The following is a 22,649-nucleotide window of genomic DNA, read 5'->3' as shown; positions in this document are numbered from 1 at the left end:
GAGAGATGAGACCGCGTACGGTCGATTTGAATTGCGATCTGGGCGAGGGATACGGGGCGTACCGCAGCGGAGACGACGCAGCGCTCATCGCGATCGTCTCCTCCGCCAACATCGCCTGCGGCTACCATGCCGGAGACGCGCATACGATGCGCGCCTCCGTGGCTGCCTGCGTCGAGCGAGGGGTGGCGATCGGCGCGCATCCCGGCTTGCCGGACCGGCTCGGCTTCGGCAGACGGGAGATGCAGGTGACCGCGCAGGAGGTGGAGGACTTCGTGCTCCATCAGGCCGGCGCGCTGCAGGCGTTCGCCCGGGCCGCCGGCAGCCGGGTCGCGCACGTAAAGCCCCACGGCGCGCTGTATCATATGGCTTCGCGCCGCGAAGAGCTTGCGGAGGCCGTTGTCCGCGCCGCGAAAGCGCTGGACGAGCGGATCGCCATCGTCGGCCCCGGCGGCAGCGCGCTGCTGCGCGCCGCCGAGGCGCACGGGCTTCGCGCGATCGCGGAAGGATTCGCGGACCGCGCCTACCTCGCGGACGGCAGCCTGGCGCCGAGATCCATGCCGGGAGCGGTGCTGGACGATCCCGAACGCGCGCGGAAGCAAGCGTTGGACATGCTGGAGCGGGGGTGCGTGGCGACGGCGGATGGCGCGGTAGCCGCCGTGAAGGCCCAGACGATCTGCGTGCACGGCGATACGCCGGGTGCGGCGACGTTCGCAGCCGCGCTGCGCCGGGGGCTCGAGGACGCGGGCTACGCGATTGGCGCCCGATGACATCCCCTAGATATTGCAGGTTGTTCCTCTACGGTTCGCTTCTGCCCGGCATGGCGCATCATGACGTGATCTCACCTTATCTCACGGCAGGTCCGATACCGGGCAGCGTCCGCGGGCGCTTAATCGATGCCGGTCCTTATCCCGCGCTATGGCTGGGCGGGGGGCAGGAAGCGATCGGCCGCGGCGACCGCGTCAGGGGCATGTGGGCGGAGGTCGAACTCGCCGCCTGGCCGGTACTCGACGCCTTCGAAGGCTTCGCCGGCACCGAAGAGGCGAACGATTACGATCGGGTGTGGGTCGCGGATGCGGACGAAGCCCAAACGTCGGGCTGGGTCTACGTATGGGAGACGCCGCGAGGCTATCCGTTCGCGGCGTCGAATTGGTGGCCGGACGTGGTCGTGCGCCAGATGCGCTAAGCGGGAATACGCGCGGCGGTAGTCACGGGAGGCAGCGGCAGCAGGCTCTATTCAACCAACTGGCGAGGCGGCGGGGCCGAGACCCACCACATCAAAACTGAAATGACGAAAAGTCCGCTTGGACTTTTTCGACACTCTGACCCGCAGAATGCGGCTTATTTGGTCTAGAGAAGGTGAGATTCTGGATTGAAGCCGCAGAATGCGGCGTACCCAGTACGTCACTTCACGCAACTTCGCCGCAGCAGGGGCAAAGAGACGTACCCAGTACGTCACTTCACGCAACTTCGCCGCAGCAGGGGCAAAGAGACGTGCCCAGTACGTCACTTCACGCAACTTCGCCGCAGCAGGGGCAAAGAGACGTACCCAGTACGTCACTTCACGCGACTTCGCCGCAGCAGGGCCAAAGAGACGTACCCAGTACGTCTCTTCACGCGACTTCGCCGCAGCAGAGCCCAAGAGTCGTACCCAGGACGTCACTTCACGCGACTTCGCCGCAGCAGGGCCAAAGAGACGTAACCAGGACGTCACTTCACGCGACTTCGCCGCAGCAGAGCCCAAGAGTCGCACTCAGTACGTCACTTGTCGCGTCTCCGTCTTAGCACCAGCCCCTCACTTTGCAGTTGTCACTAACCTTAGCAATTACCTCTCACCTAAGCACCAGTCTACCGCTTTTGAGCCAACCCTTCCCTATACAACCATTCCCCATACTTCAAAGCCAGTGCTTCTCCTCCGAGTTGCAATCCGTTCGATCGCTACGCGACGTTTATCCTCCCCTAGTAAGCCTCTCAACGTGTCGCTTTGCAGGGGGAGGCGAAGGCTATGCCAACTTCCGGTAGGCAGCAGCCTCTTCAACCATAGAGTTCACTGTATAAGTATGAGACTCAAGCAAGGCGAGAAGTTGAACTGGCCGAACGGTTCGGGTACGATGGGAAAAGCCGGAAGGCCGCGCGACGTCGGACTTCCCCTTCTGTACGCAGCCGCTGCGTACATCAGCAGGGGGTGCGCGGCGCGGACCTTCCCCCTTTGCGCGCAGCGGCCGCGCAAACGCGCAAAGCCCGTATGAAACCATGCGGCGCGGACCTTTTCCCTCTGTACGCGGCTGCCGCGCATAGCCCGTATGGGCCATGCGGTCGTCCTGCGTTCGTCCTATAATGAGAGGATGAGCATTCCCGACGGCCCGGTCCTTCAGGGACGGCCCCTCGACTTCACGAAGCTTGAAACGATTGATTAGGAAGGCAGGCCATAGCAATGACGCATACGACAATCGATCAACGCATACGCCTCGGAGGCAAGACGTGGGCGCGGGTACTCTACCTGCTGCTCGGACTGCTCTTGGCGGGCGGCGCGCTCGCCGTGCAAACGGCCTCGGCGCATGCATCGCTGGTACAGGCGACGCCCCAGCAGGATGCGAAGCTGACGGAGGCGCCGTCCTTCGTCGAGCTGCGGTTCAGCGAGCGGCTGGATGCTGCCGAAGCCCGGCTGCGGGTGCTGGACGACCAGTCCAAGGCAGTCACGTCAGCGAAGCCCGAACGATTCGACCAAGGCAAAGGTCTGCGCCTCGCGCTGCCGAAGCTAGGCGAGGGTCACTACACCGTCACGTACGACGTGATCTCCGCCGACGGGCACCCGGTATCGGGCGCCTACGTCTTCACGGTCGGCAATCCGCCGCCGCTGCCTGACGCCAGCCAACTCGATCCGCATGCCCAGATCGGGCATGCCGGCCACAATCACGGCGGCGGACAGGATCTGACGACGCAGCTGTTCCTGCTCTACGCTTCCCGGATCGCTTACTATGCGGGACTGCTCGTGCTGGCGGGCTTGATGCTGTGGAGCCTGTACCGCTCGGCGTCCCCGATCGTGCGCGAGGCGCGCGAAGGAGCGGTCCGGTTCGTGTCGAAGTACACGACGCTGGCGATCATCGCGTATGTCGTCTTCCAGATGGCGAACTTGACCCAAGGCGAACCCTTCTCGGAGTGGGGACGGATCCTCACCGAGACGACGATCGGTCGGCTGTACGCCGCGGAGCTGCTGCTCGCGCTCGCCGCGCCGCTGCTGAGCGGCCTCGGCACCGCCGGCCGGCTGTTCTGGGCGGCCGTGGCTTTGTTTATCGAGGCGTGGAGCGGTCACGCGGCCGCGTTCTCCCCGATCGCGTATACGGTCGGCCTCGACTTCGTGCATCTGTTGGCTGCCTCGCTATGGGGCGGCGGACTGGCGCTGCTCGTGCTGGTCTGGCGGAAGGAACGTCCCGAAGCGGGCCGCTTCGCCCTCGTATTCTCGAAGTGGGCGCTGATCGCCTTCCTGCTGCTGTGGGTGACGGGCGCGCTCTCGACGCTAGCCTTTCTGCCGACGCTGGAATATCTGCTGTACACGGCCTGGGGAACTTGGCTGCTGGTCAAAGCGGGGCTGTCGCTGCTCGTCGTCGTCGCGGCCTTCCTCATCCGGCTGCGCCTGCGACGCGGCGATCTGCCGCACGGCCACCTGTTGAAGGCCGATCTCGGCTTGCTGGCGGGCATCGTCTTCTGCGTCGGCATCTTCACCTATCAGACGCCCCTTCCCGCCAACGCGCCGCTCTCGTTCCACGAGATGGGAACGGACATGCACGTAACGCTGCGGATCACGCCGAACGTGCCGGGCGACAACGCCTTCACGCTGAAAGTATGGACGCCGGAGAAGGCGGGCGATCCGAAGTCGATCGCGCTTCGGCTGAAGCCGCTGGACCGCGAAGATATCGGCGCGATCGAGGTGCCGTTGAAGCCGTACGAGGATTCGGAACTTGACGACTTCCCAGAATACAACAAATATACGTTCAAGGCGCAGGGGCCTTATCTGGCCTTCCGGGGCAAGTGGGAGGCGGAGATCCGCGTGGTCGACGCGAACGGCGACGAGCTCAAGCCGCGCAAGACGACTTTCCGAATCTATTAATTCCGATCGTTGCCGGCGCTTCGCGGCGCGGCCGACAAGAGAACCGGGGCAGGAGGATATGTATGCGCGATCGTCGGATCAAATGGCTCATTCTATGGATACCTACGGTCACGATCGGACTGTGGGAATACGTGCGCCATGCGTTCCTGCTGCCTTACATGACGATGGAGCTCGGCAATCTGCTCGCGCCGTTCATCGTGCTCGTAGTCACGATGACGCTCGTGCGCGGCCTGTTCCAGCGGCTCGAGCATTCGCAGAGCGCCTTGCAGCGGCAGCGGTCGGTCAGCGCCGCCCTCGAGGAACGCGAACGGCTCGCCGCCGAGCTGCACGACGGCATCGCGCAATCGCTGTTCCTCCTCGCGGTCAAGCTGGATCAGCTCGACCAGGCGGCGGGCGGGGAGCCCGCCGTCCGCGAGTTGGCCGCCCAGTTGCGCGAGACGGTCCGCGTCGTGCACGAGGACGTGCGGCAGGCGATCGCGAATCTCCGGATGCCGCCGTCGGCGGAGGGCGACGCTTGGGTCGTGCCGCTCCGCGAGCTGCTCGGCGAGACGTCGGCGATCATCGAAGCGCGTGCGGAGTTCCGCTGGACCATTCCCGAAGACAGCCTCTCCGACAAAGAAAAAGTGGAGCTGCATGCCTGCCTTCGCGAAGCGCTGCTGAACGTGCGCAAGCACGCGCGGGCCCAGACGGTGCAGGTCGTCGGAGAGCCGACCGGCAACGGCGGCTTCCGCTGCGCCGTGGAGGACGACGGCGTCGGCTTCGAAGGCGACCCGCTGCAGGCGCAGGGCCGCTTCGGCCTGCGCATGGTCCGCGATCGCGCCAGGCGCATGGGCTGGACGTTCGCGATCGAACGCAGAAACGGCCGGACCGTAGTCGAGCTGGCGAAGGAGGCGGGATGAACGGATGAGCGGACCGTGGCGCATCATGCTCGTAGACGACCATAAGCACGCGAGGCAGGGCATGCGGGAGATCGTGTCGAGCGACAAAGACTTCACGATCGTGGGCGAGGCCGCGAGCGGCGAAGAAGCGCTCGCCCTCATGACGGACGCGATGCCCGACCTGGTCCTGATGGACATCTCGATGCCCGGCATGGGCGGCTTGGAGGCGGCCAAAGCGATCAAGGCGGAGTACCCGTACGCGAAGATCGTCATAGTGACGGTGTCGGACGATCCGTCCCATCTCTTCGAGGCGCTCAAGAAAGGGGCGCAAGGGTTCTTGCTCAAGAACCTGAATCCGTCCGCCTGGCGGGAGTATCTCCGCGCGGTCACTTCGGACGAGGCTCCGCTCAATCCCGAGCTCGCGCTGTCGATCCTGAGGGAATTCGCGAACCGCAGGACGGCGTCCGCCTCGACGGACGTCCGCAAAGAGGACGGCGTCTTCCGCGAGGGGCTCACGCCCCGGGAGAAAGAGATTCTGCAGGAAGTCGCGCGCGGAAGGACGAACCGGGACGTCGCGAGCGTCCTCGGCCTCTCGGAACACACCGTCAAGAACCATTTGAAAAACATCTTGCAGAAGCTGCATCTCGACAACCGTGTGCAGTTGACCCGCTACGCCTACGAGCGCGGATGGGTCGATCCGATCTAACCGGACATCCGAAGCGGGAGAACCGTGTCTACGTTTGGCGCCCAGCCAACGCGGACACGGTTTTTTTGTTGATCCTAGCGGGAGGGATAAGTTCCGCGCCGACCCGCAACCCGCAACCCGCAGTCTATCTTCCGTCCATGCGATGCCCTTGCATTAGGGACGCGAAGACGGTTTTCGCCCGAAAAATGGTTTACAATGTCAAAACGATCGTTTATATTAACAATATGAATATACATAATATGAATTAAGCGAGGTGAATCCGAATGCAGCTGCAAGGCAAATACGTCGCCCTCGGCTTGTTGGGGAAGCGCCCGATGACCGGCTACGAGATCAAGAAGGAGTTCGAGAGCACCATCTCCTTTTTCTACGACGGCAGCTACGGAAGCGTCTACCCGGCGTTGGCCAAGCTCGAGCAGGAGGGGCTCATCGTCAAGCGCACGATCGTGCAGGAAGAGCGTCCGAACAAGAACGAGTACGCCATCACCGAGGCGGGCAGTGCGGCGTTCCAGGCTTACCTGCGGAGCCCGCTCGTCGCCGACAGCATTCGTTCGGATCTGTGCATGCGGCTCTATTTCGGCGGGGGAGCGGATGCCGGGACGATGCGGAGCTGGCTCGAGAGCGGCGCAAGCGACCACCGGTCGAACTTGGAGACGCTGCAGGATTTCCGCGAACGGTTCGAATTGAAGATGCCGCTGCATATGAGGCTGTCGCTGCTCATGGGCATCCGGTATCACGAAGCGCACCTGGAGACGATCCAGGCGTGCATGGCCTTATTGGAACAGGAGACGATGGGCGACGAACGCCCGAAGGAGGAATATGAATGGCGTTCTTGATTATGCTTCACGTGTTGGGCGCGGTGCTGTTCCTGGGCAATATCGTGACGGCGGCCTTCTGGAAAATCGCGGCGGAGCGCGCCGGCGACGTCGGGCACCTGAGCCGCACCGCCCGGAACGTCATGCTGGCGGATTACGCCTTTACGCTGCCCGGCATCGTGCTGCTGCTGGCCACCGGCGTGGTCATGGCCGTCAGAGTAGGCTACGCGATGGACGCGTGGAATTGGATGACGGCGTCGATTGGCCTGTTCGCGCTCAGCGGCCTCGTCTGGCTCGCGATCCTCATCCCCGCGCAGCGGAGCATGATGAAGGAGAGCGCGGCCGCCGCGCGAGCCCAAGCGGCCCTCTCCCCGCAGTACCGGCGGGCGTCGCGCCGCTGGGACGTCTTCGGCACGCTCGTCATTCTGATGCCGCTGGCCGTGCTTTATCTGATGCTGAACAAACCTTTCTGACCGAAGAGCGCGGCTCGTTCGACGCTGTACGGGCCATAGCCCTTTCTAGTCATGCGGGCCGGTAAGGGCTGTCTTATAATGGGGTTATTCGAATTTCGCTATGAAAGGTTGGATTTCCCCATGAAGAAAAGCCTTACCCTCCTGCTCGCGCTGTTCCTCGCCTTCGGATTCGCAGGCGTAGCCAGCGCGCACGTCGTCGTCTCCCCTTCGGAGGCGCCGCAGAACTCCTACCAAGTGTTCACGATCCGCATCCCGACCGAGAGCGAGAGCGCCTCGACCACCCAAGTGAAGCTGGAAGTGCCGGAGGGCGTCGACGTCTCCCGGTTCCAGCCGTTCCCCGACTGGACGTACGAGCTCGAACGGAACAACGACGGCAAGATCGTCTCCGTCACTTGGAAAGCGTCCGGCCAAGGCCTCTCCCCGACGGAATTCGGCCAATTCTCGTTCCAGGGCAAAGTGGCCGAGAACGCGGGCGACCTGACTTGGAAAGCGCACCAGACCTACTCCGACGGCACCGTCGTCGACTGGACCGGAGCGGCGGATGCCGATAAGCCGGCATCCGTGACGAAGGTGACGCCGGCCGTGGCCGGCGACGCGCACGGCCATGGCACCGGAGCGGCCGAGACGGCGTCGAACAAGGACGGCGGCAGCGATCCGCTGACGCTCGGCTTGGCGATCGCGGGCCTTGTCGCGGGCGTGCTCGCGCTGATCGTCGCGCTCGTGCGCAAGAAATCCGCCTAATCCCGGCATTGACACTTTCTGCCGGAACGTGTACATTGATACCATGAATTCCACTAGGGGCGCCCGCGAGGGCTGAGATAAGGCATCGTGCCTTGGTCCCTTCGAACCTGATCTGGGTCATGCCAGCGTAGGAAAGTGGACCAAAGTGCGCGAGATCGCGGCGTTTGCGGCATTCGGACTCCTTCGGGCGTCCGCCGTACCGGTGCGCGGCAGACGTCTCCCTGCGGGGAGCGGAGCCCGCCAGGTTCGGGCCCTGCGCCTTTTGCCGACACACTTGGGCCGCTCCTTGACGGGGCGGCTTTTTTGCTGGCGCGGGAGACCGCGCCGACGGGAGAGGCGGCAGCGAATCCTTCATCCGGCCGTTCGCGGCGAGGGGGTCGCTGCGCCCGAGTGGCGTTCGGCGCGATGCATCCGCCTTGTCCGCGATTCGGAGAGGATGCGAGCGAACCTTCCTTCTCCGGCATCGCAGCCGATACCCCGACGCGCGCCCTGCCCGATTCGTCGGGCGGCGAAGCCGCTCGTCATACAGAATGGATTGCACGCCTATCCATCTCTGCATGACCGTCGATAAAAACGTGTTGCCCTCTTCCGAGAAGGCGGCAAAGCCGTTTTTACTTGGGCCTCGGTCTTTCCGCATACGCAAGCTCATCCGGCCTCCTAGGGGAATTCGAGACGAATCCTTGGGAGGTTTTTTGCATGTCGATCTGGACTCATGCGTTGCCGGGAAGCCGGAAAGTGTACGTGCCCGGGACGATCCCGGGCGTGGCTGTGCCGATGCGGGAGATCGCGCTCGCGGAAAGCCGCGGACGCGACGGCGCGTTGACGCCGAACGAGCCGCTGCGGGTGTACGATTCGAGCGGTCCTTATACGGACGAAGCTTACGAGGCGAATATCCGCCGGGGTCTGCCGGCGATGCGGGCCGGCTGGATCGAGGCGCGCGGCGATACGGAGCGGTACGAAGGACGCGGCGTGCGGCCGGAAGACAACGGGTTCGCTTCCGAAGCGAGCGCGGAACGGCGCGGCGAAGCGCGGTATCCCGGGCTCACTCGGGCGCCGCTGCGCGCGGCCGGGGGCCGGAACGTGACGCAGCTCCATTATGCGAGAAACGGGATCGTCACGCCCGAGATGGACTTCATCGCGACGCGCGAAGGGATGAGCCCCGAATTCGTCCGCGACGAAGTAGCCGCCGGGCGGGCCGTCATCCCGGCCAACGTCAATCATCCCGAGAGCGAGCCGATGATCGTCGGCCGGGCTTTCCACGTGAAGATCAACGCGAATATCGGCAACTCCGCCGTCGCTTCCTCGATCGAGGAGGAGGTCGAGAAGATGACCTGGGCGACGCGCTGGGGCGCGGACACGATCATGGATCTGTCTACCGGCAAGAACATCCATACGACGCGGGAATGGATCGTACGCAACGCGCCGGTGCCCGTGGGCACGGTGCCGATCTATCAGGCGCTCGAGAAGGCGGGAGGCCGGGCGGAGAATCTGACCTGGGAACTGTTCCGCGACACGCTGATCGAGCAGGCCGAGCAGGGCGTCGACTACTTCACGATCCATGCGGGCGTTCTGCTGCGCTACATTCCGCTCACGGCCGGCCGCGTGACCGGCATCGTCTCCCGCGGGGGCTCGATCATGGCGGCCTGGTGTCTCGCGCATCACCGGGAGAACTTCCTTTACACCCACTTCGAGGAGATCTGCGAGATCATGAAGGCGTACGACGTGACGTTCTCGCTCGGCGACGGGCTGCGCCCCGGATCGATCGCCGACGCCAACGACGAGGCGCAGTTCGCGGAGCTGGCTACGCTGGGCGAGTTGACGGACATCGCCTGGCGCCATGACGTCCAGGTTATGATCGAGGGTCCGGGCCATGTCCCGATGCACCTCATCAAGGAGAACGTCGATCGTCAGATGGAGGTCTGCAAGGAGGCGCCGTTCTACACGCTCGGGCCGCTCACGACGGACATCGCCCCCGGCTACGACCATATCACGTCGGCGATCGGGGCGGCGATGATCGGCTGGTTCGGCACGGCGATGCTCTGCTACGTGACGCCGAAGGAGCATCTGGGCCTCCCGAACAAGGAGGACGTGAAGGACGGCGTCATCGCCTACAAGATCGCGGCGCACGCGGCCGACCTCGCCAAGGGGCATCCGCGCGCCAGATCGCGCGACGACGCCCTGTCGAAGGCCCGCTTCGAATTCCGGTGGCGCGACCAGTTCCACCTGTCGCTCGATCCCGAGCGGGCGATGAGCTATCACGACGAGACGCTGCCCGCGGACGCGGCCAAGTCCGCGCATTTCTGCTCGATGTGCGGACCGAAGTTCTGCAGCATGCGGATCACGCAGGACATTCGCGATTACGCGGCGGCGCGGGGATTGGACGCCGCGGAGGCGATCGCGGACGGGATGAGGGACCAGGCCGCCGCCTTCAAAGCCGGCGGGAATCGGCTCTATGTCTAAGCTCGCAGGGGACCGGGAACGGTACGCGCGCCAGATGCGGTTCGCGCCGATCGGCGCGGCCGGACAGGATCGGCTAAAGGATGCCCGCGTGCTGATCGTAGGCGTAGGCGCGCTAGGCTCTTCGCTAGCGGAGCAGATGGCGCGCGCGGGAGCAGGCGAAATCCGGATCGTCGACCGCGACTTCGTCGAGCCGAGCAACCTGCAGCGGCAGTCGCTGTTCGACGAGGAGGACGCGCGCGAGGCGCTGCCGAAGGCCGTCGCCGCCGCCGCGAAGCTGCGGCGCATCAACGGCGGTATCCGGGTGACGCCCGAAGTCGCGGACGTGACGCCGCGGAACGCGGATGCGCTCCTCGCGGGCATGGACCTCGCGCTCGACGGCACCGACAACGCCGCTTGCCGGCTCGCGGTCAGCGACGCCTGCTTCCGGCGCGGCGTGCCGCTGATCTACGGCGGCGTGACCGGGTCCGCGGGCAGCAGCGCGGCGCTCGTGCCCGGCGAGACGGCCTGCTTCCGGTGCTTGCTCGGCGGGGAAGAGACCGCCGAGTCGGACCGCAACTGCGAGACGGCGGGCGTGATCTATCCGGCCGTGGCGTTCGTCGCCGCCTTGCAGGCCGCGGAGGCGCTGAAGTGGCTTACCGGCAACCGGGACGCGCTGCGGCGCTCTTGGCTGAACGCGGACGTGTGGCGGTTTGCCGTCCGCGAGTCGCGGATGCCGGCCGGGCAGGACGGGTGCCCGTATTGCGGCGCGAGGGAGGCGGAGCGGCGCGCGCTTGAACGTTCGCTCCCGCTGTCGGCCGCGTCGGGACCGGATAGCGGGGAGACGCGGTTCCGCGGCTCGGGCGCGGACGAGGGCGGCGGGGAGGCCGAAGGTCGGCTCCCGATGGAGGCGACCGTGCTGTGCGGGCGGGAGACCGTCCAAGTGGCGACGGGGTTGGCGCGTTCGCCGCGCGAACAGGAGGGGATCCTGCGCGCGAGCGGCTGCCGCGTGACCGCGGTCAACGCGTTTCTGGCGCGGGCGGTGACGCCGGGCGGCATCCGGCTCACGGCGTTCGCCGACGGCCGCGTGCTGGTGCAAGGCGAAGCGGACGCGCAGGTCGCCATCGGCCTGTGCCGCCGCTATCTGATCGGGAGCGCCGATCCAGAGCGGACGGACGGTAGGGGAACCGATCGGCGCATCTCGCGGGAAGAAGAAGGGAGAGACAGTCATGCGAACGATTCATGAATGCAAGCTGTACGTCGTGTCCGGGGAGAACTACCATCCGGACCGCGGGCTGCTGGAGGTGATGGAGGCCGCCATCCGCGGCGGCGCGGACATCGTGCAGCTACGCGATAAGGCGTCGCCGAAGCGGGAGCTGCTGCGGAAGGCGCGGGCGATGCGCGAGCTCACCCGCCGGCTCGGCACGCTCTTCATCGTGAACGATCACCCGGATATCGCGCTGGCGGCGGAGGCGGACGGCGTGCACCTCGGGCAGGACGATCTGCCCGTCGCGTCGGCTCGGCAGATGCTCGGTCCGGATCGTCTCATCGGGGTGTCGACCCACGCGCTCCCGCAGGCGATCGCGGCCGAGCGCGCCGGCGCGGACTATATCGGCGCGGGCCCGGTCTATCCGACGGGCACGAAGCCGGACCGGCCGGCGGCGACGCTCTCCTACATCTCGGAGGCGGCCCGGGCCGTGCGCATTCCGTTCTTCGCCATCGGCGGCATCCACCCCGGCAACGCGGAGGACGTGCTGGCGGCGGGAGCGAGCCGGCTCTGCGCCGTCTCGGCCGTCGTCGGGAGCCCGGATCCCGAAGAGGCCTGCCGTCGGCTCCGGGGGTACATCGACCGCCGGCAAGCCTCGCGTCCGCCGTCGCCATCGGCCGCGGCGCGCGCGAGACTGACGGTCAACGGGCGGGCGGTAGAGACGCCCGCCGCGACGCTGCTCGAGCTGGCCGCCGAGTATCGGCTGGCGGACCGCCGCGTCGTGGCCGAGCGGAACGGGGAAGTCGTGCCGCGGGCCAGCTGGCCGGACGTTCCCGTACGCGAAGGCGACCGCATCGAATTCGTTCATTTCGTAGGGGGAGGTTGAAGGCCATGCAAGCATCGACGAATCGGCTGGTCGTCGGCGGGAAGCCGCTCCGTTCGCGGCTGTTCCTCGGGACGGGCCGCTACCCGAGCCCGACCGTGATGCGCCAAGCGCTCGACGCGTCCGGGGCGCACGTCATCACCTTCGCCATCCGGCGCGTGAACCTGGACGGCGTGGAGGACGATTCCGTCCTCCGGCATCTGGCGGATCGCGATCTCGTGTTCCTGCCGAACACATCCGGCGCGGCGGACGCCGAGGAAGCGGTGCGGATCGCCCGTCTGGCCCGGGAGGCCGGACTCGGCGATTGGATCAAGGTGGAGATCAGCGCGCATCCCCGCTCGCTCATGCCCGATCCGCTGGAGACGCTGCGGGCGACGGAGCGTCTCGTCGCCGAAGGCTTCGTCGCGCTGCCCTATACCTCGGACGATCCGATGCTGTGCAAGCGTCTGGAGGAAGCCGGCGCGGCTGCGGTCATGCCGGGCGGATCGCCGATCGGGACGGGGCTCGGCCTGCTGAACCCGTACAACCTGGGCTGGATCGCGGAGGAAGCGAAGGTGCCCGTCATCATCGACGCGGGACTGGGCTCCGCCGCCGATGCGGCGCAGGCGATGGAGCTCGGCGCGGACGGCATCCTGGTCAACACGCCGGTCGCGCGCGCCCGGGATCCGGTCGCCATGGCGCGAGCCATGATGCTCGCGATCGAGGCGGGGCGGCTGTCGCGGCTCGCTGGCCGCATCCCGAGGAAGCGCTACGCGACCGCGAGCAGCGCGCCGGAGGGACGGCTGTTCGCGGCTCCGGACGCCGCGGCCGGCGGGCGTCATGCCGGCGCCGTCGAAGGAGGCGGACGATGAAGGCTTCCGTGCTGATCGTCGGCGGAGGCATCATCGGCCTGTCCTGCGCATGGGAGGCCGCGAAGCGCGGCTTCGACGTCACGCTGATCGAGCGGGACGCGATCGGAGGCCAGGCGTCCGGCGCGGCGGCGGGCATGCTCGCGCCGTTCTACGAGAACGGGGAAGGGCCGGACGACTTTTTCCGCCTCTGCGTGGACAGTCTGCTTCTCTATCCCGACTGGGTGCGGGAGATCGAAGCGGCCGCGGGGATCGATACCGGATTCGTTCGCTCGGGCAGCCTGCACTTGGCCCTGCACGAGGCGGACAGGCAGCCGCTGCTGGGCCGTCTCGCCTGGCAGCGTGCGTTCGGCGCCCGCGGGGAGTGGGCGGAGGGCGCCGCGCTGCGGGCGCTGGAGCCGGCGGCATCGCCGCAAGCCCGCGGCGCGCTGTTCAGCCCGGCGGAAGGGCACGTGAACGCGCCGAAGCTGGTCGCCGCGTTGGAGACGGCCTGCCGCGGGGCTGGCGTCCGCCTCGTCGACCATGCGGGCGGCTTGTCGGCGCTGGAGGCCGGATCCGGCTCTTTCGGCGTGCGCGCCGTAACGGATAGCGACGCCTACGCGGCCGATCTGGCCGTCTGCTGCGTCGGCGCCTGGAGCGGCGGCTTGGCCGAATGGCTCGGGATTCGCGTCCCGATTCACCCCATTCGGGGCCAGATCTGCGCCTTCGGGCCAACTGCGCCCCGGCCGCGCCATCTTGTCTTCTCTTCCCAGGCGTATTGGGTCGCCAAAGGAGACGGCAGCCTCGTCTGCGGCGCTTCGGAGGACGACGCCGGCTTCGACCGGTCCGTGACGGAGAGCGGCGTCGGCCGGCTCGTCCGCTGGGGCGAACGCGTGCTGCCGATGCTTCGCGGGCTGGCGCCGGTCCGAAGCTGGGCGGGACTGCGTCCGGCCACGCTCGACGGGTGGCCGCTGCTCGGTCCCGTGCCCCGCTCGCCGAATGTGTTCCTCGCCGCGGGACATTACCGCAACGGCATCCTGCTCAGCCCGGTCACCGCCGCAATCGTCGGCCGGTGGCTCGGACGGGGCGGCGGGCCTGGCGAACGCGGCCTCGCCGCATTCGCGCCGGACCGTTTCGACCGGTCTTCGGCCTGGGCGGAGGGCATCCCGGGATGAAGGATCCGCATCGGCAAGGCCGGCCGTCCCCCGTTCCGCGCGTCCTCGCGATCGCCGGATCGGATTCGGGCGGCGGGGCCGGGCTCCAGGCCGACCTGAAGACGTTCCAGGAGCTGGAGACGTACGGCACCTGCGTCGTCACCGCGCTGACCGCGCAGAACAGCCTGGGCGTGCAGCGCGTCTCCGCCGTGCCGGCGACGCTGGTGGCCGATCAGCTGGAGAGCGTCCTCGCCGACATCGGCACGGATGCCGCCAAGACCGGCATGCTGCCGACGGCGGACATCGTGGCGGCCGTCGCATCGGCGATTCGCCGCCATGGCGTGGACCGGCTCGTCGTCGATCCGGTCCGAACGGCGACGGCGGGGACCGCGCTCGTGAACGACGAGGCGTTCGGCGCCCTGCGGGACATCCTGCTGCCGCTGGCGGCGCTCGTGACGCCGAACGTGCCGGAAGCCTGCGCGCTGCTCGGCGTCCGGGAGGACGAAGTCCGCACGCTCGACGAGCGGGAGTCCGCCGCACGGGCGCTGCTCGGGCTCGGTCCGCGCGCGGTGCTCCTCAAGGGAGGCCATGCGGCGGGCGACGAATGCGTCGATGTGCTGGTCGGCGCGGACGGCGGGACGCGGTTCTTCGCCGCGCCCCGCCTGCCGACGCGGCATACGCACGGCACGGGCTGCACGCTGGCCGCGGCGGCGGCGGCTTGTCTCGCGCGCGGGCACTCGGCGGCCGAGGCCTGCGGCACGGCGAAGGCTTTCGTCGCCGCGGCGATCGCGCGGGCCGTTCCGCTCGGCCGGGGGGCGGGCCCGCTCTGGCATGCGGCCTGGCGAGAACCGGGCATTCGGGGCTCCGCGCCGCGGACTTGATTGCATCCCCGGAATCCCCTATAATACAAGTAATTGTAGCTAGTCAATATAGGCTTCGATTCACCTAGTATAGGGACGAATCCGACGGTTAGCGAAGACGGTTCGGCATAGGGCGGGTCACCTCGTTCCGATCGGAACCGGCAACAAATGCATCGATGGAGACAAGTACGCAGCACCTGCCTCGCAGGGAGGGGACGCCGTTGACTGGAAGCGTTCCTAGGAAGAGGGCTGCCGAATTTCACTCCGGAGCAGTCTCTTGAACCCGCGTCCGCCAGCAGGCGGTTCTACGGAAGTAGGGAGCACCGGCAGCGGCCCGTTACGCCGCGCGAGTGGGAGCGTACCGGCGGCATGCCGCGTCAAGGTCGTTCCAATGAGGGTGGTACCACGGTCCTTTCGTCCCTTTTTTTGGGGGAGAAGGGGCCTTTTTTCGTTTCTGCGGCGATCAAGCGCTGCAAGGATGGCTGATCGGAGAAGCCTCGGCAAGGGCTGACGGGCGAACCGCCTGCGGCGGGGACCGTGGGACGGCAGCACACATGAAGGAGCGTGGGGTCATGAAGGACCGTTTGGAAGCGTTGCGGCGCGAGGCGCTGGCGCAGCTGCAGGAGGTGGCCGATCCGGGCCGCTTGAACGATCTGCGCGTGCAATATTTGGGCAAAAAGGGACAGCTGACCGAGGTGCTGCGCGGCATGGGCGGTCTCAGCGCGGAGGAGCGCCCGGTCATCGGCCAGGTGGCGAACGACGTGCGCGCCGCGATCGAGGGCGTCATCGCCGAGAAGCAGGCGGCATTCGACCGCGCCGATACGGAGCGCCGCCTCGCCGCGGAGACGATCGACGTCTCGCTGCCGGGCAAGGCGGGCGCACGGGGCGGGATTCATCCGCTCACGAAAGTGACGCAGGAGATCGAGGACATTTTCCTCGGCATGGGCTATACGGTAGCGGAAGGGCCGGAGGTCGAGACGGACTACTTCAACTTCGAAGCGCTCAACCTGCCGAAGAACCATCCGGCGCGCGACATGCAGGATTCGTTCTATATCACGGACGAGATTCTGCTCCGCACGCACACGTCGCCGGTTCAGATCCGGACGATGCAGGCGGCGAACGGCAAGACGCCGCTGAAGGTCATCTGCCCCGGCAAGGTATACCGCCGCGACGACGACGACGCGACGCATTCGTTCATGTTCCACCAGATCGAAGGACTGGTCGTCGGTCCGAACATCCGGATGAGCGACCTCAAGGGGACGCTGCTCCAGTTTGTGCAGCAGATGTACGGCGCGCAGGTGCAGATCCGGCTGCGTCCGAGCTTTTTCCCGTTCACGGAGCCGAGCGCCGAAGTCGACGTCACCTGCACGCAGTGCGGCGGACACGGCTGCCGGATGTGCAAGCATACCGGGTGGATCGAGATTCTCGGCTGCGGCATGGTGCACCCGAAGGTGCTCGAGCACGGCGGATACGATCCGAAGGAAGTGAGCGGCTTCGCGTTCGGCATGGGCGTCGAGCGGATCGCGCTGCTGAAGTACGACATCGACGACATTCGTCATTTCTATAACAACGACCTGCGCTTCCTGAGCCAGTTCGCCCGCATGTAAACGAAGGAAGGAGCGGTGTAATCCCATGAACGTATCGTACCGATGGTTAAGCGAATATATCGATCTGAGCGGCATCGAGCCGCAGCGGCTGGCGGAGATGCTGACGCGCGGAGGGATCGAGATCGACGCGGTTCCCTCCCGCAACCTGGGCGTCAGCAAGACGGTCGTCGGCTACGTCAAGCACAAGGAGAAGCATCCCGACGCGGATAAATTGAACGTGTGTACGGTCGACGCGGGGCTCGGCGAGGATCTGCAGATCGTCTGCGGCGCGCCGAACGTGGCGGCGGGGCAGAAGGTGCCGGTCGCGCTGGTCGGCGCCAAGCTGCCGGGCGATCTGGCGATCAAGAATGCGAAGCTGCGGGGCGTCGAGTCCCAGGGCATGATCTGCTCGGCGCGGGAGCTCGGCATCAACGACAAGCTGCTGCCGAAGGAGCTGCAGGAAGGCATCCTCGTCCTCCCGGCCGACACCGAGATCGGCGCGGACATTCTCGAGGTGCTCGGCCTGAACGATTCCGTCCTCGAGCTCGACCTGACGCCGAACCGCTCCGATTGCCTGAGCATGCTCGGCGTCGCCTACGAGGCGTCCGCGCTGACGGGCCGGCCGCTGCGGCTGCCCGAACCGGAGAAGGAGCTGTACCCGTCGGCGGACAAGACGGCGGATCGCGTGTCCGTCTCGATCGAGGCGGAGGCGCTGTGCCCGCACTATGCCGCGCGCTACATCAAAGGCGTCAAGATCGGCCCGTCGCCGCTCTGGATGCAGAACCGCCTGATCGCGGCGGGCATCCGGCCGATCAGCAACGTCGTCGACATTACCAACTACGTCATGCTCGAATACGGTCAGCCGCTGCACGCTTTCGACGCGGCCAAGGTCGCGGGCGGACGCATCGGCGTGCGCCTGGCGCGCGAGGGCGAGACGCTCGAGACGCTGGACGGCCAGACGCGCAAACTGGAGCCGCACATGCTGCTGATCACGGACGCGGAGAAGCCGATCGCGCTCGCCGGCGTCATGGGCGGCCTGAACTCCGAAGTGACGGCCGATACGGTCGACATCATCCTCGAATCGGCGCGGTTCGACGGCGGCTCCGTCCGAAAGACGTCGCGGCAGCTCGGCCTGCGCTCCGAGGCTTCGGCCCGCTTCGAGAAGGAAGTGGACCCGTCCCGGGTTCGCGGGGCGCTGGACCGCGCGGCCGCGCTGATGGGCCGCTACGCGGAGGGTCTGGTTACGGAGGGCGTCGCGGAAGCGGTCGTCTCCCGTCCGGAGCCGGCGATCGTCGAGCTGACGCTGGACCGGGTGAACCGGCTGCTGGGCACGTCTTTGTCCTCGCTCGAAGTGAAGACGATCTGGTCGCGCCTGCAATTCGCGGCGGAGGAGACCGGGAACGGCGCATGGCGAGTGACGGTGCCGACGCGGCGCGGGGACATGACGCGCGACGTCGATCTGATCGAAGAAGTGGCTCGCCTGCACGGCTACGACGAGATCCCGACGACGCGGATCGAAGGACCGACGACGACCGGAGCGCTGACCAAGTCGCAAGCCATCCGCCGGGAACTGCGGAGGCTGCTCGCCGAAGCCGGTCTCTATGAAGCGGTCAGCTATTCGGTGACCTCTCCGGCGAACGCGGCGCGGTTCCCCGCGCTGTCCGGCGGCGAGGCGGCGAAGCCGATCCCGCTCGCGATGCCGATGAGCGAAGAGCGCAGCGTGCTGCGGACCTCGCTCCTGCCGAGCCTGGTGGAAGCCGCGGCATACAACTTGTCCCGCCGCAGCGGCGACGTCGCCTTGTTCGAGATCGCCGGCGTCTTCCATTCCGAGGAAGCCGCGCTCACGACGCTGCCGCACGAGAAGCCCCGCCTGGCCTTCCTCTTGACGGGCAACCGCCGTACGGCGGCTTGGAACCGGACGGCGGAGCCGTACGACTTCTTCGACGCCAAGGGCGTCCTCGAATCGGTATTCGCGCGACTCGGCCTCGCCGAGTCCGTCGCCTACGAAGCTTCGCAGCCGGCCGGCTTCCATCCGGGACGCACGGCGGCGCTGAAGCTTCGGGACGCGCACGGCGGCGAGACGATCGGCTACGTCGGGCAGCTGCACCCGGATCTGCAGCGCGAATACGACTTGGGCGACGCGTTCGTAGCGGAGCTTGAGCTGGCGCCGCTCTATGCGAGGGCGGACGCCCGCATCGCTTATCGCGCGCTTCCGCGGTTCCCCGCGATGGAGCGGGATCTCGCGGTCGTCGTGGACGCCGGCGTGGCGGGCGGCGATCTGGTCGGGGCGATCCGCGCGGCCGCGGGCGAACTGCTCGAATCGGTCCGCGTGTTCGACGTCTACACCGGGGAGCGGCTCGGGGCGGGCAAGAAGAGCGTCGCCTTGGCGCTCGTCTATCGCCATGCGGAACGCACGCTGACGGATGAAGAAGTGACGGAGGCGCATGCGCGTGCCGTACAGGAATTGGCACAATCTTTCGGCGCAGAACTGCGAAAGTAAGCAGGAAACGGCGCGCGGCGCAGCGAATACATCAGAACGCGGGGAGCGGCCTGATGCGGTTCGCTGCGATTTTTCTTAATTGGGATATGGGAGGAACACGCCGTGAATGCTGACGATAAGACACGCGTAACGGTTGACATATACGGAACGCAATATACCCTTACTGGACACTCCAGCATCGAGTACATGCGGCGGGTTGCCTCGCTAGTGAATGAACAGATGCACAAGATCTCAAGCGGTTCGCCGAGGCTCGATCTGGCCAAGCTGGCGGTGCTCGCTTCAGTCAATATGGCGGACGAGCTCATGCGGATCCGCAGGGAGAACGAACGGCTCCTGCACGAGGAAGTCGAGCGCAAGCGCCTTGCGGCGGAGCTCGAGGCGATGCTCGCGGAGTGGGACGCGCTGCAGGCGCAGAGCGCCGTCGCGCTGGAGAACGCCGAGCAGGCGCACGCGGCCAAGCAGGAGGGGCTGCGCGACGAATACGAGGAGAAGCTGACCCAGAGCCGGCTGGACGCGGACGGCGACCGGGATCGGATGCTGGGCGAGCACCGCGAGGCGCTGGCGCAGCTGCTCGAGAATCATCAGCTGGAGCTGGAGCTGCTGAACGAAGAGCTGTCGTCGGAGCGCGGCGGCCGTGAAGCCGAACGCGAACGGCTGATGGAAGCGCACCAAGCCGAATTGTCGCGGCTGCGGACGGAGCAGGAAGCGGCGCTCGCGGAGGCGCAGGACAGCCAGCGGCTGGAGAGCGCGAAGCTGCTCGAGGAGCAGCAGGCAGCCTACGCGAAGCTGGAGTCGGACTACCGGACCGAGGTGGAGCTGCTGAACGACGAGCTTGCTGCGGAGCGCGCTGGCCGCGAGAACGAAGCGGAGCGGCTGCAGGCCGGACAGCGCGAGGCGTTGGAAAGGCTGGGGGCGGAGCAGCAGGCGGAGCTGGCCCGGCTGCTCGCCGGCCACGAGGCCGAGCTGGCGAAGCTGGCAGAGGAGCATGCGAAGGCGATCGCCTCGCTGCGGGAAGCGGCCGATGCGGAGCGGGCCGGCCGCGCGTCGGATGCGGAGCGGCTGCGCGAAGGCCATCTCGCCGAACTGGCGGCGCTCGCGAACGGGCATGAAGCGGAGCTGAAGGCCGCGATGGAGCTGTACGAGACGGAGCTCGCGCGCCTGCAGGCCGAGGGGCGGCAGGCGTCCGAGCAGGCCGAGGCGGCGCAAGATGCGCTGACCGAATCGCAGGAAGCGGCGCGCTCCGCGTTGGAGGCCGAGCTGGCGAAGGTTCGCGCCGCGCACCGGCAGGAGCTTGACGGCTTCCAGGAAGGCCATCGCGCGGAGCTGGAACGGCTGCGTCTCGGCTATGATACGGAGCGCGACGATCTCAAGGCGGAGCTCGCGCAAGTCCGGTCCGCCCACGAATCGGAAGTCGCCAAGCTTCAAGCGGGACACGACGCCGAACGCGACCGGCTGCTCGAAGAGAGCCGCGCCGAGCTGGACCGGCTCCGGACCGGGCATCGCCAAGAGATCGATCAGCTCCAGGCGGAGAGCCTGGACGCGCTCGAAGCTTCGAAGGCGGAGCTGTCGGAAGCGCTGGCTGCGTCGGAGGCGAATCTGCAGCTGGCGCATGCGCAGTTGACCGATGCGATGGCCGCGGCCCGCCAAGCGGTCGCCGCCGCCGAAGCGAGCCGCGACGACGAGCTGAAGGCGGTCCGGTCGCGGCACGAGGCGGAGCTGTCGGAAGCGCTGGCGGCGCTGGACGAGGCGCGCGCCGTGCAAGGCGAAGCCCAATCCGCGCTTGCGCGGGCCCAAGCCGCGCTGGACGAAGCCGACGCCGAGCGGCAAGCGGAGCGCGAGGCGGCGAAGATGGCCTACGAATCGGCCGCGAAGGAGATGCAGGAATCGTTCGAGACGGAGCTGCTGACGGCCCAGATGGCGCAGGTCAGCGGTTTGACGGAGGCGCAGGCCGCCCACGAAGCGAAGATGAAGGAGCTTCAGGCCCTCTACGAGAAGGAATTGACCGCCGTACATACGGCATACGAAGCGAAGCTGCAGGCAGCCGAAGCCGCCGTGGGCGAGGAGCTGAAGACGACGCAGGAGCTGTACGAGTCGGAGCTCCAATCGGCGTTGGACGCGCGCGATGCCGCTGCCTCGGCGGCGGAGTCGGAGCGTCAAGCCGCGGCCCGGGAACGCGCGCAGCGGGAAGCGGACGAGGCCGAACGCCAGGCCCAGCTGTCCGAGTGGGCGGCCTACAAGGACCGGATCGACGCGGAGGCGGCGGAGCTGAGGCAGGCCGTCGAAGCCTATCGCCTGGCCGCGGACGCGGAAGACAAGGAGAGAGAATCGCTGGCGGATGAAGCCGAGCTTCGAATAAACGAGGAGGCTTCGTCCCGCGCGGCCGCGGAGCAGGAGCGCGACGAGCTGAAGCGCGAACTCGGCGAGCTGGCCGCCCGGGAGCGGGAAGCGCGGGAAGCGGCGCACCGCCTGCAAGCGGAGGTCGCCCGGGTCGAGCAATCGGGACGCGAAGCGGCGGAACGCGCGGCCTCGCTGGAAGCGCGCGTCGCGGAGCTGAGCCGCGCCGGCGAGCGGCAGCTCGAAGCCGCGCGCGCGGCGGAGCGCGAGATCGAAGCGGCGCGCGCGCAAGCGGCCGCGATGGAGGCGCTCGAAGCGGAACGCGTCGAGCTGGCCGAGCGCATCCGCGAAGCCGAGCTGGAAGCGGCCCGCGCGCGGGCCGCGGCGGCCGAGACGCTGGAGGCGGAGCGCGCCGAACTGGCCGAGCGTATCCGCGGGGAGAGCGGCGACAACGAGCAAGTCGAACGCCTGGAGACGGAGCTGCTCACGATGCGCCGGGAATTCGAGGCACTGCAGGTGGAATATTCGAAGCTCCAGAACGAGTACAACGAATGGATCGACATGCTCGAAGAACAATCTTAACGAGCCTCTGCCAGGCCGTCTTCCCAAGCGAGCGCAGGCTTGCCTGCTTGGGCGGGCGGCTTTTTTTGTCCACGTAACCGAAAGGAGAAGTTAGCAGCGTGGCGAACGCGTCCGCGGCCCAGCGTAACCCGAAAAACAGACAATTCAGCCTGCGGGAAGGCCGCGCGGAGGTGCGTAAGGCGGAAAAACCGCCTTAAAGTCTGCGGGAAGGCCGCGCGAAGGTGCGTAAGGCGGAAAAACCGCCTTAAAGTCTGCGATAAGGCCGAGGGAAGGTGCGTAAGGCGGAAAAACCGCCTTAAAGTCTGCGAGAAAGCCGAGCGGAGGTGCGTAAGGCGGAAAAACCGCCTTAAAGTCTGCGAGAAAGCCGAGCGGAGGTGCGTAAGGCGGAAAAACCGCCTTAAAGTCTGCGAGAAGGCCGGTGGAGGTGCGTAAGCCGAAAAATAGACATAACGGTTTTCATACGTCACGACGGGAATCGCAAGGCTACGCGATGTCTTGGCGGAGGCACGGAGGGCAAGGTGAAGGCGGTCATTCATCGTCGCGAAAGAGCGAAAAATCATACTCG

Annotated in this window: 18 protein-coding genes, 1 riboswitch and 1 other annotated feature; of the genes, 17 read left to right on the top strand and 1 reads right to left on the bottom strand. The window is 66.9% G+C overall.

Annotated features, from left to right (window positions below; translation table 11 throughout):
• Positions 1-5: 5 nt before the first annotated feature.
• Positions 6-767: a LamB/YcsF family protein gene (locus H7C19_RS03430; protein ID WP_185141176.1), complete on the top strand. Its 762-nt coding sequence runs from the start codon at positions 6-8 to the stop codon at positions 765-767.
• On the top strand, positions 764-1,183 hold the full coding sequence (locus H7C19_RS03425) for a gamma-glutamylcyclotransferase family protein (RefSeq protein ID WP_185141175.1): 420 nt from the start codon (positions 764-766) through the stop codon (positions 1,181-1,183). The genes H7C19_RS03430 and H7C19_RS03425 overlap by 4 nt, the downstream gene beginning before the upstream one ends.
• Before the next feature lie 51 nt (positions 1,184-1,234).
• Here the strand turns inward: H7C19_RS03425 and H7C19_RS03420 are convergent, their stop codons facing one another.
• On the bottom strand, positions 1,235-1,741 hold the full coding sequence (locus H7C19_RS03420) for a hypothetical protein (RefSeq protein WP_185141174.1): 507 nt from the start codon (positions 1,739-1,741) through the stop codon (positions 1,235-1,237).
• A 690-nt stretch (positions 1,742-2,431) separates the two neighbouring features.
• Here H7C19_RS03420 and H7C19_RS03415 point away from each other — a divergent pair.
• From H7C19_RS03415 to zapA, 15 genes are all read left to right on the top strand, one after another.
• On the top strand, positions 2,432-4,105 hold the full coding sequence (locus H7C19_RS03415) for a copper resistance CopC/CopD family protein (RefSeq protein WP_185141173.1): 1,674 nt from the start codon (positions 2,432-2,434) through the stop codon (positions 4,103-4,105).
• Between the two features lie 62 nt (positions 4,106-4,167).
• The gene (locus H7C19_RS03410) at positions 4,168-5,004 is read left to right on the top strand and encodes a sensor histidine kinase (protein ID WP_185141172.1); all 837 of its coding nucleotides are present in this window, start codon (positions 4,168-4,170) and stop codon (positions 5,002-5,004) included.
• A gap of 4 nt (positions 5,005-5,008) precedes the next feature.
• On the top strand, positions 5,009-5,689 hold the full coding sequence (locus tag H7C19_RS03405) for a response regulator (protein ID WP_185141171.1): 681 nt from the start codon (positions 5,009-5,011) through the stop codon (positions 5,687-5,689).
• Between the two features lie 263 nt (positions 5,690-5,952).
• The gene (locus tag H7C19_RS03400) at positions 5,953-6,522 is read left to right on the top strand and encodes a PadR family transcriptional regulator (protein WP_185141170.1); all 570 of its coding nucleotides are present in this window, start codon (positions 5,953-5,955) and stop codon (positions 6,520-6,522) included.
• Positions 6,510-6,974 carry a DUF2269 family protein gene (locus H7C19_RS03395; RefSeq protein ID WP_185141169.1) on the top strand — a complete coding sequence of 155 codons (465 nt, stop codon included), beginning with the start codon at positions 6,510-6,512 and terminating at the stop codon, positions 6,972-6,974. Before H7C19_RS03400 ends, H7C19_RS03395 begins: the two co-directional genes overlap by 13 nt.
• A 120-nt stretch (positions 6,975-7,094) precedes the next feature.
• Positions 7,095-7,715: a YcnI family copper-binding membrane protein gene (locus H7C19_RS03390; protein ID WP_185141168.1), complete on the top strand. Its 621-nt coding sequence runs from the start codon at positions 7,095-7,097 to the stop codon at positions 7,713-7,715.
• Between the two features lie 45 nt (positions 7,716-7,760).
• A riboswitch (TPP riboswitch) is annotated at positions 7,761-7,866 on the top strand.
• Positions 7,867-8,411: 545 nt separating this feature from the next.
• Positions 8,412-10,175 (top strand): phosphomethylpyrimidine synthase ThiC, encoded by a 1,764-nt coding sequence (thiC, locus tag H7C19_RS03385; protein WP_185141167.1) that lies wholly within the window; start codon positions 8,412-8,414, stop codon positions 10,173-10,175.
• The gene (locus H7C19_RS03380) at positions 10,168-11,397 is read left to right on the top strand and encodes a ThiF family adenylyltransferase (RefSeq protein WP_185141166.1); all 1,230 of its coding nucleotides are present in this window, start codon (positions 10,168-10,170) and stop codon (positions 11,395-11,397) included. Before thiC ends, H7C19_RS03380 begins: the two co-directional genes overlap by 8 nt.
• Positions 11,381-12,244 (top strand): thiamine phosphate synthase, encoded by an 864-nt coding sequence (thiE, locus tag H7C19_RS03375; RefSeq protein WP_221469017.1) that lies wholly within the window; start codon positions 11,381-11,383, stop codon positions 12,242-12,244. The genes H7C19_RS03380 and thiE overlap by 17 nt, the downstream gene beginning before the upstream one ends.
• Before the next feature lie 5 nt (positions 12,245-12,249).
• Positions 12,250-13,092, top strand: coding sequence for a thiazole synthase (locus H7C19_RS03370; protein ID WP_185141165.1), 843 nt, complete (start codon positions 12,250-12,252; stop codon positions 13,090-13,092).
• A complete protein-coding gene (thiO, locus tag H7C19_RS03365; protein WP_185141164.1) occupies positions 13,089-14,243 on the top strand; it encodes a glycine oxidase ThiO in 1,155 nt (384 codons plus the stop codon). The genes H7C19_RS03370 and thiO overlap by 4 nt, the downstream gene beginning before the upstream one ends.
• Positions 14,240-15,103, top strand: a complete 864-nt coding sequence (gene thiD, locus H7C19_RS03360; RefSeq protein ID WP_185141163.1) for a bifunctional hydroxymethylpyrimidine kinase/phosphomethylpyrimidine kinase — start codon at positions 14,240-14,242, stop codon at positions 15,101-15,103. The genes thiO and thiD overlap by 4 nt, the downstream gene beginning before the upstream one ends.
• A 143-nt stretch (positions 15,104-15,246) precedes the next feature.
• Positions 15,247-15,507 (top strand) — a binding site (T-box leader).
• Between the two features lie 147 nt (positions 15,508-15,654).
• Entirely contained in the window at positions 15,655-16,689 is a 1,035-nt protein-coding gene (gene pheS, locus H7C19_RS03355; RefSeq protein WP_185141162.1) for a phenylalanine--tRNA ligase subunit alpha, read from the top strand.
• Between the two features lie 25 nt (positions 16,690-16,714).
• Positions 16,715-19,168 (top strand): phenylalanine--tRNA ligase subunit beta, encoded by a 2,454-nt coding sequence (pheT, locus tag H7C19_RS03350; RefSeq protein WP_185141161.1) that lies wholly within the window; start codon positions 16,715-16,717, stop codon positions 19,166-19,168.
• 102 nt (positions 19,169-19,270) lie between these two features.
• Entirely contained in the window at positions 19,271-22,084 is a 2,814-nt protein-coding gene (zapA, locus tag H7C19_RS03345) for a cell division protein ZapA (protein ID WP_185141160.1), read from the top strand.
• Positions 22,085-22,649: the final 565 nt, after the last annotated feature.

The sequence above is a fragment of the Cohnella nanjingensis genome, assembly GCF_014212125.1.
In the GTDB taxonomy this organism is placed as follows: Bacteria; Bacillota; Bacilli; order Paenibacillales; family Paenibacillaceae; genus Cohnella; species Cohnella nanjingensis.
Note: the sequence above shows the minus strand (reverse complement) of the source record. Positions and strands in the feature narration are given on the sequence as shown.

Bases quoted from the DNA above. Each gene is read 5' to 3' on its own strand.
- pheS (WP_185141162.1), top strand. From the start codon at position 15,655: ATGAAGGACCGTTTGGAAGCGTTGCGGCGCGAGGCGCTGGCGCAGCTG.
- H7C19_RS03430 (WP_185141176.1), top strand. From the start codon at position 6: ATGAGACCGCGTACGGTCGATTTGAATTGCGATCTGGGCGAGGGATAC.
- pheT (WP_185141161.1), top strand. From the start codon at position 16,715: ATGAACGTATCGTACCGATGGTTAAGCGAATATATCGATCTGAGCGGC.
- H7C19_RS03395 (WP_185141169.1), top strand. From the start codon at position 6,510: ATGGCGTTCTTGATTATGCTTCACGTGTTGGGCGCGGTGCTGTTCCTG.
- H7C19_RS03405 (WP_185141171.1), top strand. From the start codon at position 5,009: ATGAGCGGACCGTGGCGCATCATGCTCGTAGACGACCATAAGCACGCG.
- H7C19_RS03390 (WP_185141168.1), top strand. From the start codon at position 7,095: ATGAAGAAAAGCCTTACCCTCCTGCTCGCGCTGTTCCTCGCCTTCGGA.
- thiE (WP_221469017.1), top strand. From the start codon at position 11,381: ATGCGAACGATTCATGAATGCAAGCTGTACGTCGTGTCCGGGGAGAAC.
- H7C19_RS03425 (WP_185141175.1), top strand. From the start codon at position 764: ATGACATCCCCTAGATATTGCAGGTTGTTCCTCTACGGTTCGCTTCTG.
- H7C19_RS03370 (WP_185141165.1), top strand. From the start codon at position 12,250: ATGCAAGCATCGACGAATCGGCTGGTCGTCGGCGGGAAGCCGCTCCGT.
- thiD (WP_185141163.1), top strand. From the start codon at position 14,240: ATGAAGGATCCGCATCGGCAAGGCCGGCCGTCCCCCGTTCCGCGCGTC.
- thiO (WP_185141164.1), top strand. From the start codon at position 13,089: ATGAAGGCTTCCGTGCTGATCGTCGGCGGAGGCATCATCGGCCTGTCC.
- H7C19_RS03410 (WP_185141172.1), top strand. From the start codon at position 4,168: ATGCGCGATCGTCGGATCAAATGGCTCATTCTATGGATACCTACGGTC.
- thiC (WP_185141167.1), top strand. From the start codon at position 8,412: ATGTCGATCTGGACTCATGCGTTGCCGGGAAGCCGGAAAGTGTACGTG.
- H7C19_RS03415 (WP_185141173.1), top strand. From the start codon at position 2,432: ATGACGCATACGACAATCGATCAACGCATACGCCTCGGAGGCAAGACG.
- H7C19_RS03380 (WP_185141166.1), top strand. From the start codon at position 10,168: ATGTCTAAGCTCGCAGGGGACCGGGAACGGTACGCGCGCCAGATGCGG.
- H7C19_RS03400 (WP_185141170.1), top strand. From the start codon at position 5,953: ATGCAGCTGCAAGGCAAATACGTCGCCCTCGGCTTGTTGGGGAAGCGC.